General features: G+C 69.5%; 15 protein-coding genes and 1 pseudogene. 8 read left to right on the top strand and 8 right to left on the bottom strand.

Annotation, left to right across the window (positions count from 1 at the left end; all coding sequences use genetic code 11):
- Positions 1 to 372 (top strand): annotated as a pseudogene (locus AB0I54_RS42910) (APC family permease); the annotation flags it as partial.
- 15 nt (positions 373 to 387) lie between these two features.
- Positions 388 to 1353, top strand: a complete 966-nt coding sequence (locus AB0I54_RS42905; protein WP_363301805.1) for a hypothetical protein — start codon at positions 388 to 390, stop codon at positions 1351 to 1353.
- A gap of 105 nt (positions 1354 to 1458) precedes the next feature.
- Here AB0I54_RS42905 and AB0I54_RS42900 read toward each other — a convergent pair whose 3' ends face one another.
- From AB0I54_RS42900 to AB0I54_RS42865, 8 genes are read right to left on the bottom strand one after another with little or no spacing between them, the layout of a single operon-like run.
- Positions 1459 to 2280 (bottom strand): alpha/beta fold hydrolase, encoded by an 822-nt coding sequence (locus AB0I54_RS42900; RefSeq protein ID WP_363301804.1) that lies wholly within the window; start codon positions 2278 to 2280, stop codon positions 1459 to 1461.
- 16 nt (positions 2281 to 2296) lie between these two features.
- Entirely contained in the window at positions 2297 to 3508 is a 1212-nt protein-coding gene (locus tag AB0I54_RS42895) for a thiolase family protein (RefSeq protein WP_363301803.1), read from the bottom strand.
- The gene (locus tag AB0I54_RS42890) at positions 3505 to 4152 is read right to left on the bottom strand and encodes a CoA transferase subunit B (protein ID WP_363301802.1); all 648 of its coding nucleotides are present in this window, start codon (positions 4150 to 4152) and stop codon (positions 3505 to 3507) included. The genes AB0I54_RS42895 and AB0I54_RS42890 overlap by 4 nt, the downstream gene beginning before the upstream one ends.
- Complete coding sequence (locus AB0I54_RS42885) at positions 4152 to 4907, bottom strand: CoA transferase subunit A (RefSeq protein ID WP_363301807.1); 756 nt, start codon at positions 4905 to 4907, stop codon at positions 4152 to 4154. The genes AB0I54_RS42890 and AB0I54_RS42885 overlap by 1 nt, the downstream gene beginning before the upstream one ends.
- Positions 4907 to 5203 carry a muconolactone Delta-isomerase gene (gene catC, locus AB0I54_RS42880; RefSeq protein WP_363301801.1) on the bottom strand — a complete coding sequence of 99 codons (297 nt, stop codon included), beginning with the start codon at positions 5201 to 5203 and terminating at the stop codon, positions 4907 to 4909. Before catC ends, AB0I54_RS42885 begins: the two co-directional genes overlap by 1 nt.
- A gap of 6 nt (positions 5204 to 5209) precedes the next feature.
- A complete protein-coding gene (gene catA / locus AB0I54_RS42875) occupies positions 5210 to 6064 on the bottom strand; it encodes a catechol 1,2-dioxygenase (protein WP_363301800.1) in 855 nt (284 codons plus the stop codon).
- 38 nt (positions 6065 to 6102) lie between these two features.
- Positions 6103 to 7206, bottom strand: coding sequence for an enolase C-terminal domain-like protein (locus tag AB0I54_RS42870; protein WP_363301799.1), 1104 nt, complete (start codon positions 7204 to 7206; stop codon positions 6103 to 6105).
- Positions 7203 to 8135, bottom strand: a complete 933-nt coding sequence (locus tag AB0I54_RS42865; protein WP_363301798.1) for a LysR substrate-binding domain-containing protein — start codon at positions 8133 to 8135, stop codon at positions 7203 to 7205. Before AB0I54_RS42865 ends, AB0I54_RS42870 begins: the two co-directional genes overlap by 4 nt.
- A 238-nt stretch (positions 8136 to 8373) precedes the next feature.
- Here AB0I54_RS42865 and benA point away from each other — a divergent pair, with 238 nt between their 5' ends.
- The 6 genes from benA to AB0I54_RS42835 all read left to right on the top strand — a co-directional run bounded on the left by benA (position 8374) and on the right by AB0I54_RS42835 (position 16383).
- Positions 8374 to 9738 (top strand): benzoate 1,2-dioxygenase large subunit, encoded by a 1365-nt coding sequence (gene benA, locus AB0I54_RS42860; protein WP_363301797.1) that lies wholly within the window; start codon positions 8374 to 8376, stop codon positions 9736 to 9738.
- Positions 9735 to 10259 (top strand): benzoate 1,2-dioxygenase small subunit, encoded by a 525-nt coding sequence (benB, locus tag AB0I54_RS42855; RefSeq protein WP_363301796.1) that lies wholly within the window; start codon positions 9735 to 9737, stop codon positions 10257 to 10259. The genes benA and benB overlap by 4 nt, the downstream gene beginning before the upstream one ends.
- 1 nt (position 10260) lies before the next feature.
- Positions 10261 to 11304 carry a benzoate 1,2-dioxygenase electron transfer component BenC gene (gene benC / locus AB0I54_RS42850; RefSeq protein ID WP_363301795.1) on the top strand — a complete coding sequence of 348 codons (1044 nt, stop codon included), beginning with the start codon at positions 10261 to 10263 and terminating at the stop codon, positions 11302 to 11304.
- Entirely contained in the window at positions 11301 to 12074 is a 774-nt protein-coding gene (locus tag AB0I54_RS42845; RefSeq protein WP_363301794.1) for a 1,6-dihydroxycyclohexa-2,4-diene-1-carboxylate dehydrogenase, read from the top strand. The genes benC and AB0I54_RS42845 overlap by 4 nt, the downstream gene beginning before the upstream one ends.
- 129 nt (positions 12075 to 12203) lie before the next feature.
- Complete coding sequence (locus tag AB0I54_RS42840) at positions 12204 to 13574, top strand: MFS transporter (RefSeq protein WP_363301793.1); 1371 nt, start codon at positions 12204 to 12206, stop codon at positions 13572 to 13574.
- The gene (locus tag AB0I54_RS42835; protein WP_363301791.1) at positions 13567 to 16383 is read left to right on the top strand and encodes an AAA family ATPase; all 2817 of its coding nucleotides are present in this window, start codon (positions 13567 to 13569) and stop codon (positions 16381 to 16383) included. The genes AB0I54_RS42840 and AB0I54_RS42835 overlap by 8 nt, the downstream gene beginning before the upstream one ends.
- Positions 16384 to 16444 lie beyond the last annotated feature (61 nt).

The raw sequence follows: 16444 nt of genomic DNA, 5'->3' as shown, positions 1-16444 counted from the left end.
GGTCTGCAGATCGCCGTCTACTACGGTCTCGCGGGTCTCGCGGTGGTCGTCGCCTACCGCAAGATGCTGCTGAAGTCCGTGGGCAACTTCTTCCTAGGCGGGCTGTGGCCGCTGTTCGGCGCCCTGTTCATGTTCTGGATCTTCGTCGAGTCCCTGGGTGAGCTGAGCGGCGCGGCGATCGCGATCGGTCTCGGCGGTCTGGCGGTGGGGCTGATCCCGATGCTCTGGTACTGGAAGCGGGGCAGCGACTACTACCGGCCCGCCAAGCTCGACGCGTCCCGCGCCATCATGACCGACTACGTGGCCGATGGCGGGTCGGCCCCGGTTACGGAGCGGTCCTACGCGTACGAAGGCCTCCCCACCGACTTCTGAGAGAGGCCGCCCCTCATGGCCGTGCGCCACCGCTTCACCCCCGAGTTCGACCCGGACTGCGGGGACACGCTTCTCACCTCCGCTCGCCAGGACATCGTCATCGGTCGCTGGCAAGGTGTCCGGGACCTCCTGCGCGCCACCGGCACCGCCTGGATCCCACGCGGCCACCGGATGCGGCAGCTCGCGCAGTCCTGCGCGAGCACCTCCACGGCAGAGTCCTGGCTGGCCGCCGAGCCCCGCAACGCCGACGCCCTGGTGCTGAGGGCGGCGACCGAGACGGCGAGAGCCTTCCACCTCGCCATCGCGGCGGGCCGGGGCGCCCCGATCGACAGGAACAGGATCGACGCCGCCGTGGCGGCCTGCTACCAAGCCGCCAACGCCTACCTCGAGGACCCCACGCCCTGGATCTCACTGATCTCCGTCGCCCGGCTCTATCCCTCGGGTGTGCGCCGGAAGGAAATGGGTCAGTGGTGGGACGAGCTGTACCAGCGCGACCCGTACAGTCTCGAAGGCCACCTCCAGGTGCTGCACTACTACTCCGCACGCTGGCACGGCACCCACGGATTCATGTACGACTTCGCCCGCGACGCGGCCGGAGTGGCCCCTCCAGGTTCCCCTTTGCCGGTCCTGATGCAGTACGCCCGCGTCGAGGAGTACCGCTGCCTCCTGGATGAAGCCAGGGGACAGCAGTCCGCCCTCGTCGCCATCTCCCGGCACTGGAACCACGAAGGTGCCGTCAGCGACGTACGCCGCACCTGGGAACGCTGGATCACTTCACGCGTGGACGGCACTGTCGTTCCCGGGGAAGTGCAGGCCGTCAACTGCCTGACCCACGCCGCCTGTCACGCGGGACTCCCCGACATGGCCTCCGGACTGTTCTCGCTGCTCGGCAACCGCGCGACAAGAATGCCCTGGTCGAGCACGGGGGATCCGGGGGATGAGTTCATCAGGTGGCGTAAGAAGTCGTTGCGGGGTGAGTGAGGTGCCGTCGGCGTCGGCGCGTACTACTCGCGGGAGCGGTCCTCCCGGGGTGGGCGCGTCATGTCGAGAATGCCTTCCCCCGGTGCGCATGTGCGCACGTAAGGCTCAGTCCGCCGTTGGAATCCGCGCCCGGTTCCCGGCACATGCCGTGACCAGGTGAGCGTCGAGCACGGCCTGCAGGGCTCGGGGCTCCTCGATCGCGAGGTGCCCAGCAGCGATGATCTCCAGGGCGGCGCGAGGAATGCCCTCCGCCAGCTCCCGGGCGTGCTCCTCCACCGGCGTGGCCGCGTCGTGGGAACCCCCGACGACGACGGTGGGGGCGGAGATCCGGCTCAGGTCCGCGCGCAGGTCGTACGCGGCCAGGGCATCGCAGCACGCCGCGTACCCGGCCGGGTCGGCGTCGGCGAGGTTGCCGAGCAGCCTGCGGCCGAAGGGCGTGTCCGCCGTGGCGGCGGTGGCGAACCAGCGGCCCGCACTGGTCGCGAGCAGTGGCCCGGTTCCCTCGGAGCGCACCAGCGCGGCGCGCTCGTACCAGGGCTCCGCGGCACCGAAGTGCGCGGAGGAACAGACCAGGGCCAGCGAGGCGACGCGGGTGGGGCTGTGGACCGCGAGGTGCGCGCCGATGGCTCCGCCCAGGGAGATGCCCGCGTAGTGGAAGCGGTCCCAGCCGTGGTGCTCGACGACGGAGAGCACCAGCGAGGCAAGGTCCTCGACCGTTGTACGGCCGGGTCCGGAGTCGCACAGGAGTTCGGTCGCGGAGCCGCCGTGTCCGGGCAGGTCGAAGCGCAGTACCCGGAAACGGCGGGTCAGGGAAGGCAGCTGGGGTTCCCAGACCGCCTTGGAGGTGCCCAGGGAAGGGCCCAGGATCAGTGGCGGCGCGTCGTCCGGGCCGATCACGTGGTGGTGCAGCAAGGGTGATGACGTCATCGCGGCTCCTCCGGGCTCAGCGTTCGAGGACGAGGGCGAGGCCCTGGCCCACGCCGATGCACAGGGTGGCCACACCGGTGCCGGCGCCCTTGCGGGCGAGCTGATGGGCGACGGTGCCGGCGAGGCGGGCGCCGGATGCGCCCAGGGGATGGCCCAGGGCGAGGGCGCCGCCGAGGGGGTTGAGGATCGCGGGGTCCAACTCGGGCCACTCGGCCACACAGCCCAGGACCTGGGCGGCGAAGGCCTCGTTGAGTTCCAGGACGTCCAGGTCGCCGAAGGTCCTGCCCGCCTTGGCGAGGGCGCGGCCCACCGCTTCGACGGGGCCGAGTCCGAAGTAGTGCGGGTCGATCGCGGAGACGCCCGACGCGCCGATACGGGCGAGGGGTTCGCGGCCGAGGGCCTTCAGGCCCTGGTCGTCGACCAGCAGCAGGGCTGCCGCGCCGTCGTTCAGCGGCGAGGCGTTGCCTGCCGTCACCGTGCCGGTTCCAGCGGGGCGGAAGGAGGGCTTGAGCCCGGCCATCGCCTCCAGCGACGCGTCCGCCCGTACGCACTCGTCTGCGGTGAAGACGACCGGGTCGCCCTTGCGTCGCGGGGCGGTCACGGGTGCGAGCTCGGCGTCGAACAGTCCGTCCGCCTGCGCCCGAGCGGCCTTGCGGTGGCTGTGGAGCGCGTACTCGTCCTGCTGCTCCCGGCCGATCTTGTGCTTCTCGGCGATGAGCTCGGCCGACTCGCCGAGCGGTACGGTCCACTCGGGGTTCATCCTCGGGTTGATCATGCGCCAGCCCAGGGTGGTCGAGTACAGCTCGGCATGTCCGGCCGGGAACGGCCGGTCCGACTTGGGCACCACGTACGGGGCGCGGGTCATCGACTCGACTCCACCCGCTACGGCAATGGAGGCATCGCCGACGGCGATCGCGCGGGCGGCCTGGATGACCGCCTCAAGCCCGGAGGCGCACAGTCGGTTGACGGTCACGCCCGGGACGGACGTCGGCAGACCGGCCAGCAGAGCGGCCATGCGGGCGACGTTGCGGTTCTCCTCGCCGGCGCCGTTGGCGTTGCCGAAGTAGACGTCCTCGACGCGTGCCGGGTCCAGGTCGGGGGTGCGGGCGAGGAGTTCACGGATGGCGTGGGCGGCGAGGTCGTCCGGGCGGACGGCAGCCAGCGAGCCGTTGTACCTGCCGATCGGCGTACGGACGGCATCGACGATGTAGACGCCCTTGGGGCTCATGACGGAATCTCCTCGGCGATACGGATCCTGGTGGCCGTCTTCTCGGTGATTTCCTCGGTCGTGACGCCCGGTGCGGTCTCGACGAGTACCAGGCCGTCGTCCGTCACGTCCAGGACGCCAAGGTCGGTGATGATCCGGTCGACGCACGCCTTGCCGGTCAGCGGCAGCGTGCACTCGGTGAGGATCTTCGGTGAGCCGTCCTTGGCGGTGTGGGTCATCACGACGATGACGGTGCGGGCGCCGTGCACGAGGTCCATCGCACCGCCGATGCCGGTGATCAGCTTCCCCGGCACCGCCCAGTTGGCCAGGTCGCCCTTCTCGGAGACCTGCATGGCGCCGAGCACGGCGACGTCGATGTGTCCGCCGCGGATCATCGAGAACGACAGCGCCGAGTCGAAGAAGGAGGCTCCCGGCAGCACCGTCACGGTCTCCTTGCCGCCGTTGATCAGATCCGGGTCGACGGCGTCCTCCGTCGAATACGGGCCGGTGCCCAGGATCCCGTTCTCGGATTCCAGGACTACCTCGACGCTCGGCGGAAGATGGTTGGGAATCAGCGTGGGCAGGCCGATGCCGAGATTGACGTACTGGCCGTCCTTCAGCTCGCGCGCGGCGCGGGCGGCCATCTCCTCGCGTGTCCAGGGCATCAGGTGCTCACCGCCCGTTGTTCGATCTTCTTGTCCGCCGCCTGCTCGGGGGCCAGCGCTACGACCCGCTGCACGAAGATGCCGGGCAGATGCACCGCGTCCGGGTCGATCCCGCCGGGCTCGACCAGCTCCTCCACCTCGGCGATCGTGACCCGCCCCGCCATGGCCGCGAGGGGGTTGAAGTTCCGGGCCGACTTGTTGAAGACGAGGTTGCCGTGCCGGTCACCCTTCGCGGCCCGGACAAGCGCGTAGTCGGTGCGGATGCCGTGTTCCAGCACGTACTCGGTGTCGTCGAACTTCCGCACCTCCTTCGGCGGTGAGGCCAGCGCGACCCCGCCCGAGCCGTCGTAGCGCCAGGGCAGGCCGCCCTCGGCGACCTGCGTACCGACGCCCGCGGGGGTGTAGAAGGCCGGGGTGCCTGCCCCGCCGGCCCGTAGCCTTTCGGCCAGAGTGCCCTGCGGGATCAGTTCCACCTCGAGCTCCCCGGCCAGGTACTGGCGGGCGAACTCCTTGTTCGCTCCGATGTAGGAGCCGGTCACCCGGGCGATGCGGCCTGCGGTCAGCAGCACCGCCAGGCCCGAGTCCATCGCCCCGCAGTTGTTCGACACCACCGATAGGCCTGACACCCCCAGCTCGTACAGGGCCTGGATGAGCACGTTCGGCACGCCGCTCAGCCCGAACCCGCCCACCGAGAGGGACGCACAGTCGGCCACGTCGGCCACCGCCTCGGCGGCGGTGGCGACCACCTTGTCCATCACGCCACGCCCTCTCCCGTCGCGAGGTCGGACGGGTGCTGAGCCAGTGGTGTGACCTCGATCGTCATGTACGGGAAGAGCGGAAGGTCCCACAGGATGCGGTGCAGCGCCTCGTTGTCGGGGACGTCGAAGACGCTGATGTTGGCGTACTGCCCGACGCACCGCCAGATATGGACCCATTCCCCGGACCTCTGCAATTCCTCGCAGTACGCCTTCTCACGGGCCACCAGGTCCGCGCGGACCTCGGGGTCGAGGTCGCGCGGCATCGCAACGTTCATCCGTACCGCGAACAGCACCGCTCATCACGCCTTGTCGAGCACGAAGTCGTACGTGACCTCGTTCCCGGTGCCGTCCGCGGCCGGAGCCGGGTCCAGGACGAGTTCGGGCTTGACGGCCGAGGCGATGTCGTCCTCGACGTGCTCACCGCCCCGGAAGTACAGCTGGGTGGTGATGAGCTGGTGGCCGGGCGCGGAAACCTTCAGGTGCAGGTGTGCCGGGCGCCAGGCGTGCCAGCCGGCCGCGGCGATGAGCCTGCCGCAGGAGCCGTCGGTCGGGATCTGGTAGGGGGCGGGCTCCACCGTGCGGATCCTGAAGTTGCCCTGGCCGTCGGCGATGACGGTGCCGCGCAGGTTCCACTCGGGCAGGTTCGGAGCGAACCGGGAGTACAGGCCGTCGGCGTCGGCATGCCATATCTCGACCTTGGCACCGGCCAGCGGGGTGCCGTCCACCGACGTGACCTGGCCCTGGAACAGCAGCGGCGTGCCCTCTTCGGCGTCGCGCATGGGCAAGGTGGCCTCGGGGGACAGGAGCGGAGAGTCAGGGACGTAGTACGGCCCTTCGATGGTGCCCTTGCTGCCCTCGCGGTTCTCGTTCGAGACCTCCTCGACCACGTGCTCGATCCACACGTCGAGGAAGAGCGGCCACTCACCGTCCTGACCGACCTGGATCAGCCACGACTTGAGAGCGTCGTACTCGGCGTACGTCACCTTGCGTCGGCGGATGATGTCGTGTGCGGCGGCGAGGAGTTCGGACACCAGAGTGTCGACGCGCTTGGTGTCGGCCTCGGCGGTGCCGGTGCGCTGCTTGGTGCGGAACTGCTCGGTGGCGGCGGCTCCGGAGGCGGCCGCGGTGGCCTGCTCGGTGATGATGTCGGTCATGGTTGTGCCTTCCCTTGAATGTGTTCCGTGAAGGTGTGTCAGCGGTCCTGGCGGTAGCGCGCCAGCTTGTCGGGGTCGATGTCGATGCCGAGTCCGGTACCTTCGCGGATGCGCAGGGTGCCGGACTCGATGGTCAGCGGCTCGGTGAGGAGGTCGTCGGTCATGTCGAGGAAATTGGACAGCTCGCCGGCGTGGCGGGAGGCGGAGCGGTGGGCGGCGCCGAAGGCAACGGTGCACAACGTGCCGATCTGACCGTCGATCTGATTGCCCATCACCACCTCCACCCCCAGTCCCTCGCACTGGTGCAGCACGCGCTGGGACTGCGTGAAGCCGGTGCGGGCGGTCTTGATGCTGATGGCAGTCGCGGACCCGCCGAGGAGCTCGCGGGTCACTTCGCCCGGTCTGGTTGCGCTCTCGTCGGCGATGAAGGGCACCGGGCTCTGGGCGACCAGCCAGCGTCTGCCCAACACGTCGTCCGCGGGGCAGAGTTCCTCGGCGAAGGTCAGTCCGAGGTCGGCCATGTCGCGCAGGGCGCGCGCCGACTCGGATGCCGTCCAGCCTCGGTTGCCGTCGATGTACAGGTCGGTGTCCGGGCCGAGGGCCTCGCGCAGCGCCCGGCAGGCGGCGACGTCGTCGCTGTACGGCTGTCGGCCGACCTTCACCTTGAAGGTGGTGATGCCGTACATGTCGCGGATCCGCTCGGCCTCGGCGACCATCGCGTCGGCGGGTGCAAAGCCGACCATGTGGCTGACCCGCATGCGGTCCGTGTAGCCGCCGAGCAGGCCGGAGACCGGCATGCCGGCGGCCTGGCCGAGGATGTCCCACAGGGCCATGTCCACGGCGGCCTTGGCGGTCGGGTTGCCGACGGTCCGTTCGAGCGTCGCGTGGACGGCTTCGCGCTCCAGCGGTGTCAGGCCCAGGATCTGGGGCGCGAAGATCTTTTCGATCACCGCGACGATGGATTCCTGTGTCTCGCCATAGGTGTACGGGCGGGGCGGGGCCTCCGCGGTCCCCGTCAGACCCTCGTCGGTGTGCACGCGTACGAGGACGTGGTCCGCGGTGTGGACTTCCCCGCTCGCGAATTTCAGCGGCTTTCGGTACGGGATCGCGAAGGGAATCGCATCCACTCCGGTGATTTTCACTGCGCCCCCCTTGTGGGTTCTTGAATTTCTGGTCCGGCACCAGCCAGGAACATTGCGTTCTTTTCGAGAACCTCCAGCAGATGTTTCAGCAGGGGCGAGTCGTCGTCCGCACGCCAGGCCAGGACCAGGGGCACGGACAGGGCACCCTCGAGCTGTTTGCACAGCACGCCCTCGCGGGGCGCGGAGCGGATGGAGTCCGGTAGGACAGCGATGCCGAGTCCGGCGGCGACCAGGGCGAGCGCCGCGGAGGTCTCGGTGACCTCGTAGGCGCAGTGGGGGTAGAAGCCGGAGGCGAGGCAGCTGCGGACGACGGCGTCGTTGACGACGGAGCCGAGCGTGGCGCCGTACATGATGAAGTCCTCGTGCCGCAGTTGCTCGACTCGGACCGAATCGGGCTCGGCGAGCCAGTGCTCCTCGGGTACGGCGACGACGAGCGGTTCGTCCGCGAGGGCGCGGTGAGCGATGCCCTCCTGGCGGATCGGCGGGCGCAGGACACCGACGTCGAGACGGCGCTCGATCAGCCCCGACTCCTGGGCGGGTGTGAGCATCTCGGTGTGCACCTCCATCATCACGTGCGGCAGTTCCCGTTTGAGTAGGCGGGCCAGGGCCGGCAGTTGGCGGTACGAGGCGGAGCCCGTCAGGCCGACTCGCAGCACCCCCTCCACGCCGGACGCGAAACGCCCCACCCGGGCCACGGCCTCGTCGACCGCCTGGAGGATGCGCTCCACGTCGGTGCGGAACACCTCGCCTGCTCCGGTCAGGGCCACCTGCCGGGTGGTGCGGGTGAACAGCTCCACGCCCAGTTCCGTCTCGAGTCGGCGGATCGCCTGGGAGAGGGGCGGCTGGGCCATGTGCAGGCTTTCCGCGGCCTTTCCGAAATGGTGTGTTTCGGCGACGGCCGCGAAATACCGAAGGTGCCTGATTTCCATCGGCCTGGCCCTTTCGTTTTCGGGGGCCCTCGAATGCGCCCCAGCGTAGGGAGCCGATCCCATACGACGCAAATACCTGGTTCGATGTTATTGAGACGCCCGTGATATCAATACCCCCCTGGGTCAACCCTGGGGAAATGTCCGGGGCCGACTCGTCACCTCGCTGTCATGGTGCTGAAAAGCAATGGCAACGGGCCGGTCGACCAGACCGGCCGATCGAGGCGAAAGGGACGGGATCATGGCCGAGGACTTCAGCCGTGCGCGGACCATCCTCGAAGACGCCCTCGTGGAGGACCCGGACAGCGGTGTCTACCGGGTCCGGCGGAGCGTCTTCACCGACGAGGAGCTCTTCGAGCTGGAGATGAAACACATCTTCGAGGGGAACTGGGTCTACCTCGCACACGAGAGCCAGATCCCCGAGGTCGGGGACTACTTCACGACGTACATCGGCCGCCAGCCCGTCGTCATCTCCCGCGACAAGCAGGGTGAGCTGCACTGCCTGGTCAACGCGTGCAGCCACCGCGGCGCGATGCTGTGCCGCCGCAAGACCGACAACCGCACCACCTTCACCTGCCCGTTCCACGGCTGGACGTTCAGCAACAGCGGTCGGCTGCTGAAGGTGAAGGACCCCCGCGAGGCCGGCTACCCGGAGCAGTTCAACACCGACGGCTCGCACGACCTGAAGAAGGTCGCCCGCTTCGAGAGCTACCGCGGGTTCCTCTTCGGCAGCCTCGACCCGGACGTCAAGCCGCTGAAGGAGCACCTGGGCGACGCCGCGGTCGTCATCGACATGATCGTCGACCAGTCCCCGGAGGGCTTGGAAGTGCTGCGCGGCTCGTCGACGTACCACTACGACGGCAACTGGAAGCTCCAGGCGGAGAACGGCGCCGACGGCTACCACGTTTCCGCCACCCACTGGAACTACGCCGCCACCCAGGCCCGCCGCACCTCGGGGGAGTCGAAGAACGACACCAAGACGATGGACGCGGGCGGCTGGTCCAAGCAGAGGGGCGGCTTCTACTCCTTCGAGCACGGCCACCTGCTGCTGTGGACCAAGTGGCTGGATCCCGCCAACCGTCCGCTGTACGGGAGGCGTGACGAACTGGCGGCCGAGTTCGGCGCGGAGAAGGCCGACTGGATGATCGGTGTGTCCCGCAATTTGTGCCTGTACCCGAACGTGTACCTGATGGACCAGTTCAGCTCTCAGATCCGGCACTTCCGGCCCATCTCCGTCGACAGGACCGAGGTCACCATCTACTGCATCGCCCCCAAGGGCGAGCCCGCCGAGGACCGTGCCCGCCGTATCCGGCAGTACGAGGACTTCTTCAATGCCACCGGCATGGCCACCCCCGACGACCTGGAGGAGTTCCGCTCCTGCCAGAAGACATACCTGGCCGAGTCGATGCCCTGGAACGACCTGAGCCGCGGCGCCGTGCACCAGATCGACGGACCGGACGAGGACGCCAAGAAGATCGGCATCAACCCGATCGTCAGCGGCGTGCGCACCGAGGACGAGGGACTGTACCCGATCCAGCACGGCTACTGGCTGCAGACCATGCGCAAGGCCCTGGAGGCCTCCGAGCCCCTGGAGGCGGCCAAGTGACCACGTCGACCGCGACCACGACCAGCGTCGCCCCGGCAACCCTGGAAGCCGTCCGGCAGTTCCTCTACCGCGAGGCCCGCCACCTCGACGACCGCGCGTTCGAGAAGTGGCTGGAGTGCTACCACCCGGACGCCGAGTTCTGGATGCCGGCCTGGGCCGACGACGACGAACTGACGACCGACCCGCAGCGCGAGATCTCCCTGATCTACTACCCGAGCCGGGCGGGCTTGGAGGACCGCGTCTTCCGCATCCGCACCGACCGCTCCAGCGCCACGAGCCTGCCCGAGCCGCGCACCGGCCACAACATCACCAACGTCGAAATCACCGGCAGCGACGGCGACGTGCTGGACGTGCGCTTCAACTGGTTCACGCTCTACTACCGCTACCAGGCCGTCGACACGTACTTCGGTACGTCTTTCTACCGCATCGATGTCTCTGGACCCGACCCGCTGATCACGAGCAAGAAGGTCGTCCTGAAGAACGACTACGTGCATCACGTGGTCGACATCTACCACGTCTGAAATGAGCACCCGCATGTCCTTCCAGGTCGCCCTGAACTTCGAGGACGGCATCACCCGGTTCATCGAGTGCCGTCCGGACGAGACCGTCGCCGAGGCTTCGTACAAGGCCCGCATCAACATCCCGCTCGATTGCCGTGATGGCGCCTGCGGAACCTGCAAGTCACTGTGTGAGTCAGGAAGTTACGACGGCGGCGACTACATCGACGAGGCCCTCAGCGACGACGAGGCCGCGCTCGGCTACTGCCTGCCCTGCCAGATGACCCCGCAGAGCGACCTCGTGCTGCGCATCCCCTCCTCCGCAGCCGCCGCGAAAACCGCCGCGGCCACCCACACCGCAACCGTCACCGCCATCAAGCGGCACTCCGCGAGCACCGTCGAGTTCGCCCTCGACGTCGACGAGCGGCAGCAACTCGACTTCCTGCCGGGCCAGTACGTCAACGTCACCGTCCCCGGCACCGACCAGACCCGCTCGTACTCGTTCAGCTCCGGCCCCACCCAGCGGCAGGTCTCCTTCCTGGTCCGCATCGTGGAGGGCGGCGCGATGTCCGGCTACCTCACCACACGCGCCCGGGTCGGCGACAGTCTCGAGTTCTCCGGCCCGATGGGCAGCTTCTACCTGCGCGAACTCACCAGGCCCGCCCTGCTGTTGGCGGGTGGAACCGGCCTCGCGCCTCTGCTGTCGATGCTGGAAACCATGACCCAGCAGCCGACCGCTCACCCGGTCCACCTGCTCTACGGCGTGACGGGCGACCAAGACCTCGTCCACCTGGACACCCTGGAGGACTACGCCGAGACCATCCCCGGATTTACCTTCGACCACTGCGTGGCCGATCCGTCCAGCAGCGCCAGCAACAAGGGCTTCGTTACGAACCTGATCGACACCTCGACCCTGCACGACGGCGACGTGGATATCTATCTCTGTGGCCCGCCCCCCATGGTCGAGGCAGTCCGCACCCACATCACCGCCCTCGGCATCACCCCGGCGAGCTTCCACTACGAGAAGTTCACCCCGGCCGCGGTACGAGAGACCGCGGAGGCGGCGTGAGCGTCCACCCAGGCCGGTTCGCCGGGAAGACGACCGTGGTCACCGGCGCGGCGCAGGGCATCGGCCTCGCGGTCGCCCGGCGTCTCGCGGCCGAGTCCGCCAAGGTGGTCCTGGTCGACCGTGCCGAGACCGTCCGTGAAGCAGCCGACGAGCTCAAGGCACACGCCGTCATCGCGGACCTGGAGACCTACGAGGGAGCCGAGGCCGCGGTCGCCCAGGCCCACGAACACCACGGCCGGATCGACGTCCTCGTCAACAACGTGGGCGGCACCATCTGGGCCAAGCCCTACGAGCACTACACCCCCGACGAGATCAGGGCCGAGATCCAGCGCTCCCTCTTTCCCACCCTGTGGACCTGCCGTGCCGCGCTGCCCCACCTCATCGAGCAGCGCTCCGGCACCATCGTCAACGTCTCCTCCGTCGCCACCCGTGGCATCAACCGCATCCCCTACGCCGCGGCCAAGGGCGGCATCAACGCCATCACCGCCTCACTCGCCCTGGAAATGGCGCAGTACGGCATCCGGGTGGTGGCCACGGCCCCGGGCGGCACCGACTCCCCTCCCAGACGTGTCTCCCGGGGACCCGTGGCCAGCACCACGCAGGAGAAGACCTGGTACCAGCAGATCGTCGACCAGACCACCGATTCCTCCTTGATGAAGCGCTATGGCTCCCTGGACGAGCAGGCTGCCGCGATCTGCTTCCTCGCCTCCGACGAGGCGTCCTACATCACCGGCACGGTGCTGCCCGTCGCCGGCGGCGACCTCGGCTGAATCCGCGGCCTCGCCATCATCCCCACCCGACACTCATCCCCCCCCGGTTCCGCACGCCGCTGCCCGGTTTCCCCTGCCGGGGCAGCGGAGGCAGACCCATCCGCTCACATGAAACATGGGGCCACCACGATGAAAACCGAGCAACACAGAACCACCGACCCACGGCACCGCTCCACCCTGCGCTGGGTCGTCGCCATTGCCACCGCCGCCCTCCTCTTCGACGGCTACGATCTGGTCGTCTACGGCGCCGTCGTGCCCGTCCTCCTGCGCGACCCGAGCCAGATCGGCGCGCTCACCGCAGGGCAAGCCGGAGCCCTCGGTTCGTACGCACTCATGGGCGTCATGGTGGGCGCCCTGATCGCCGGCGCCGTCGGAGACCACATAGGACGGCGGCGCGTCACGGTGGCGGGCATCGTCTGGTTCTCCCTCGCCATGGGGCTGAGCGCGTTCGCCACCGACATCACGGTCTTCGGTATCCTGCGCTTCCTCACCGGCATCGGGGTGGGCGCCCTGGTGGTCACCGCCGGCGCCCTGATCGCCGAGTTCGCGCCGCCCCACCGTCGCAACGTCTACAACGCGATGGTCTTCAGCGGTATCCCCGCCGGGGGTGTCCTCGCCGCCCTCCTGGCGCTGCTCACATCCGGCAACGACGGCTGGCGCGCGCTGTTCCTCTTCGGCACCGCACCCCTCGTAGTCCTTCTGCCGGTCGCCCTGCTGCGCCTGCCCGAGTCACCGAAGTGGCTGCTCGCCCGCGGGAAGGCCGCACGGGCCCGCCGGCTCTCCGAGCGCACCGGGGTTCCCCTGCCCGACGCGGCGGCGGACAAGGCAGAAGAGAACGCCAAGGTCGGCTTCGCGGCGCTTGCCACCCGGCGCTACGCGCCCGCCACTCTGCTGCTCGGTCTGATGAGCTGCTCGGGCCTGCTGCTCACCTACGCACTGAACACCTGGTTGCCCGAGATCATGGGGCAGAGTGGCTTCGGGAAGTCGTACGCCCTCCTCTTCCTGCTCACCCTGAACGGCGGTGCCATCGTCGGCGCACAGATCGCCTCACGGTCCGCCGACCGGCTCGGCCCGCAGTGGGTGATCATCACGACGTTCGTCCTGGCCGCCGTCTCCCTGATCCTGCTCACTGTCGGCCTGCCGCTCGCCGTCCTGCTGGCCCTGGTCGCGATCGCGGGCATCGGCACCATCGGCACCCAGGTCCTCATCTACGGCTTCGTCTCCAACTACTACGACACCGTGGCCCGGGCAGCCGGCGTCGCCTGGTGCGCCGGATTCGGGCGGCTCGGCGGCATAGGCGGCCCCATCATCGGCGGAGCGCTCGTGAGCGCCGGATTCTCCCCGCGCCACGCCTTCTACATCTTCGCCGGGGTCGCCGTCTTCGGCGCGCTCGTCACCTGCTTCGTCCCGCGCCGGGCCGCCGCGGTGACTCCCGCCCCGGCCCTCTCGGTGCCCGGGCCCGTCACCGGGGACGGTGCTAGCGTCATGGCACATGAATGACCGCGGTGAGCTGCAGCGCGAGCTGATCGGGCGGGTCGGCGAGGTCTCTGCGCTGACCCGCCCCCTCGACGACGCCTGTGCCGGCCGCCCGTCGATGGTGCTGGTCGAGGGTCCGGCGGGCATCGGCAAGACGGCCCTCGTCGAGGATGTTCTTCAAAAGCACCGGGCACGTGCCGGCCAGACCCCACCCCGTGTCCTGCGCGTCGCCGGGGTGTCCTGGGAGTCGGGACTGCCGCTGGGCATCGCGGGACAGCTCGTACGAGCCTGCGGAGACGAAGCGGACCTGCCCGACCCGGCGTCGCCGCAGGCGGTGCTGGACACCGCCCGCCTCCTCCGCCTCCAGTGGGCGGCCCGACAGGAGCCGGAGCCCCTCGTGGTGATCGTCGACGACGCCCACTGGGCCGATGCGGAGAGCCTGCGCGCCATCCGGTCCGCGATCCGCAGGATGGCGAACGAGAAAGTGCTCGTCGTCCTGATCGCACGCGACGAACCCTACGAGCTGTACGAGGTACGAGGAGCGGACGAGGATCTGCCCCCCTCGGTCCTGCGCACCCTGGAGGTTCTGGACGGCTGCCGCGACGACGCCGTACGGCTCGCACCGCTGACCCCCGAGGACGTCAGGACACTGGCCCGAGAAGGCCACGGCATCACCCTCGAACTGCCCGCGGCCCGGCATCTGTGCCACCACACCCTGGGCAACCCCCGCCATCTCACCCAGTTGCTGCGCGAGCTGCCCCGCGAGACCTGGCAGGACTGGCGACCCGAACTGCCTGCCCCTGCCCGCTATGCCTCGGCTGTACGGCATCGGCTCGCCCAGTGTGGCCCGGCCGCGCGGAAACTGGCGGAGGCGTGCTCCGTCCTGGGCGACGACGCCTTCCTCACCGAGGCCGCCGCCCTCGCGGGTGTCGACGATCCGCTGCCGGCGGTGGACGAGGCACGCACGGCGGGCCTGCTGACCGCCACCATCGACCCCGGGCGGGCGCTGCTGTCCTTCACACACCCGCTGGTCCGGGCCGCCGTCCTCACAGGCATCGAACTCACGAACCGCGCCGAGCTGCACCGCGCCGCGGCGGCGATCACCGTGGACCGCGGCAGGCGGTTGATCCACCGGGTGGCCGCCACCACCACGGCGAACGGAGAGCTCGCCGACGAGCTGGACCGGTACGCGGGCGAGCACGCGACCGCGGGGGAGTGGTCCGCGGTCGCCGACACCCTGGTCAGAGCCAGCCGGCTGAGCACCTCGCGCTCCGCCCGCGAGGACCGGCTGCTGCGCGCCGTCGACGCGATGATCGGCGCCGGGGACGTCCCGCAGGCCGCGGCGTTCGCCGCGGAGCTGGAGAGTTTCCCGCCCGGTACCCTGCGCGACGTGGTCCTCGGTTACCTGGCCATCATGCGCGGCCGACGTGCCGAGGCGGACGCCTTCCTCACCCAGGCCTGGGAGCGCTGCGACCCGAAACGCCAGCGCGACCTGATGGCGCGGATCTGCCAGCGCCGGGTACTGCATGCGTTGGGCAGCTGGGACGCGCGGGACCTGGTCGCCTGGGCCCGCCGGGCCGTCGACCTGGCGGACTCCGGCGATCCATCGGCCATCGAGTCGGAGGCCGTGCTCGGGCTCGGACTGGCCGCGATGGGCCGAGCCGAGGAAGCCATCAGCACGTACGAGGCAGCCGTCGCACACCTGCCCGGCGGCGCTCAGCCCCAGCGCTTCCAGCTCGGCCGCGGCTGGGTCGACCTCGCCCTGGACGCCCCGGAAGCCGCCCGCCGCAGACTCGAAGCCGCCGTCCCCACCGGCTACCGCATGGGCTCCACCCGCATCTCCCTGTGGGCCCAGGGCTTGCTGGCCCGCACCCAGTTCGCGCTCGGAGCCTGGCCGGAAGCAGTCGAAACCGTGCACCGCGCCGCTACCCGGCTCGCCGAGGTCCGCATCGAACTGGTCCGCCCGCTGGTTCACTGGACCGGCGCCCAGATCCACGCCCTGCGCGGCGAATGGGAAACAGCCGAACGGCACCTGGGCGAGGCCGCCGCTTCCGCCCATCACTACGAAATCATGCTGGTCCCGTCCTGCCTGGCCCGCGCCCAGGTCGCCGAGGCCCGCGGCGACTACACACGCGCCCTCGAAGCCCTGTCCCCCGTCCTGCGGCTGCCCTGCCGGGAGTCGGTCGACGAGCCGGGTTTCTGGCCGTGGCAGGACATCTATGCCAACGCCCTGGTGATGACCGGCCGCCTCGACGAGGCCGAAGCCTTCCTCACCCCGCACGAGGATCTCGCCGCACGCCGCGGCCACCGCTCCACCATGGCCCGCCTCGGCCTGGCCCGCGGACGCCTCACCGGCGCGCGCGGCGACATCGACACCGCGCGCACGGAGTTCGACCAGGCCCTGGCCCACCTCGAGCCCCTACCGCTCCCTTACGACCGTGCCCGGATCAACTTCGCCTACGGCCAGACCCTGCGCCGCGCCGGCAAGCGCCGCGAGGCGGACACCGTCCTGACCAACGCGCGCGACGCCTACCTCGCTCTCGGCGCCCAGACGTACGTGACGCGATGCGACCGAGAGCTGCAGGCCGGAGGTCTGCAGACCAGCCGCACAACCCCCGGCCTGTCCCGGCTCACGCCCCAGGAACAGGCCGTGGCCCGCCTGGTCGCCTCCGGGGCGACCAACAAACAGACGGCACTGGAGCTGTACATCTCCGTCAAGACGGTGCAATACCACCTTACGCACATCTACTCCAAGCTGGGCATCCGCTCCCGTAGCGAACTAGCCGCAGTTTTCCGGGAGTTGCCACAGGACGGTGAGCCAGAACGCGGGTGAACGACGCCTGGAAGGCACCGTCAACCGCATGGCTGGCGCCTCCCAGAGCGGTCACCGACCG

Origin of the sequence: Streptomyces sp. NPDC050625, from assembly GCF_040654755.1 — a bacterium.
Lineage (GTDB): Bacteria > Actinomycetota > Actinomycetes > Streptomycetales > Streptomycetaceae > Streptomyces.
The sequence above is the reverse complement of the archived record's forward strand: the minus strand, read 5'-3'. Positions and strand labels throughout refer to the sequence as shown.